This is a genomic window from Lachnospira eligens, assembly GCF_009680455.1.
Taxonomy (GTDB): domain Bacteria; phylum Bacillota; class Clostridia; order Lachnospirales; family Lachnospiraceae; genus Lachnospira; species Lachnospira eligens_A.
Genome location: NZ_WKRD01000022.1, coordinates 1 through 1,673 on the forward strand (window position 1 = coordinate 1; position 1,673 = coordinate 1,673).

1 protein-coding gene is annotated in these 1,673 nt (G+C 48.5%); it reads right to left on the reverse strand.

Annotation, left to right across the window (positions count from 1 at the left end; all coding sequences use genetic code 11):
* Positions 1 to 44: 44 nt before the first annotated feature.
* Positions 45 to 1,667, reverse strand: coding sequence for a recombinase family protein (locus tag GKE48_RS14440; RefSeq protein ID WP_035300463.1), 1,623 nt, complete (start codon positions 1,665 to 1,667; stop codon positions 45 to 47).
* Positions 1,668 to 1,673 lie beyond the last annotated feature (6 nt).

Consider the following 1,673-nt stretch of genomic DNA (forward strand, 5'->3'; position numbering starts at 1 on the left):
CCCGTCTCCCTTAATTAAAGATATTGTTGGGTAAAAAAGAAAGGTCAGTCGATTTTGCCGATGAAGCGGTAGTAGATTTCTACTTCCTGCTCACGGCTTCCGTCCTCGCCCTTGACAGCTTCGTGGACGGTTATTTTTTCAATTAGAGTGTTCAGAAGTTCGGCGGTCAGCTCCACGGGGTTGACATACTGTTTCATCAGGGCAATCCACTTTTCAGCATCCGCTGCGGTCTGTACGGCGGCTTCCATCGTTTCGTGAAGCTGTCTTATTTTTGTTTCAAGCTCCTTTTGCTCGTTCTGGTACTTCTCGGACAGCATATTGAAGTTATACTCGGTTATGCGTCCGGCAGACCAGTCCTCATACATTTTAGCAAACAGCCCGTCAACCTCGGCTTTACGCTTCTCTGCCTTTTTCAGCTCCGCAGCCTGCTTTTTCTTCGCAGAGTTTCTTTCCCTGTCGCTGGCATTGAGCAGGCGTTTCAGCAGCTTGTCCTCGTCTTTCTGTGCCAGCATAGACCAGTATTGCAGTCTTGCAAGCACATAGGCATACAGTACATCATAGCGGATATAGTGCATGGAACACTGGCGTAATCCCTGCCCGTTCTTGCTGCAATGGTAGTACCCGTATGGGTTCTTATTCTGCTTGTTTTCCCCATAGGCTAAAGACCATCCGCAGTCTGCACATTTTATCAATCCTGCGAAAATCTGTGTCGTACCGTTTCTGCGTTTCCTGCGTCTGCTTGCAATCAGCTCCTGAACTTTTTGGAACACTTCTTCGGAAATGATGGCTTCGTGGGTATTTTCCACACGATACCATTCTTCCTGCGGCTTCCGCACCTTTTTCTTGTTCTTGAATGAAATGTTGCTCTGCTTGTTGTGAACACTGTGACCGATGTAGGTTTCCTCTTTCAAAATGCTCTTGACCTGTGCTATCGTCCACGCATAGGCTTTTTCTGCGGGCGCACCGGCGTAGATATTAGCGAAAGTCCCATATCTTTCATAGTTCAGCCAGCCGGGGGTAGGTACTTTTTCCTCCACCAGAATCCGTGTAATGCTGGCGGCTCCACGCCCGTGTACAGCAAGGTCAAAAATCTTCTCTACAATCCAGCGTGTTTCCGGGTCGATCAGAAGATGACCTTTTTTGTCCGGGTCTTTTACATAGCCCAGCGGTGCATAGGCTCCATAGTGTGCGCCATTGGCAAATCTTGTGTGCATGGCAGCCTTGACCTTTTTGCTGGTCTGTCGGGCGTGCATTTCATTCAGGATGTTTAAGAACGGGGCAAGCTCGCTTTCTCCGTTGATGGTGTCCACATTGTCATTGATGGCAATGTAGCGTACTCCCTTGCTGGGGAAATAGATTTCCGTGTACTGACCGGTCAGGATATAGTTTCTTCCCAGACGGGATAAGTCCTTTGTGACAACGCAGTTGATTTTCCCGTCCTCGATGTCATCAATCATCCTTTGGAAACTTGGACGCTCGAAATTCGTCCCGCTCCATCCGTCGTCAATGTACTCGTCTACAACGGTCAGCCCATGCTCTGCGGCATACTGCCTAAGCATCATGCGCTGGGTCTGGATACTGCCGCTTTCCCCCTGCAATTCATCGTCACGGCTCAATCTCAAATATAGTGCAGTGTTATAAATCGTTGTATTGTATGGTTGTTTCACGGTTAA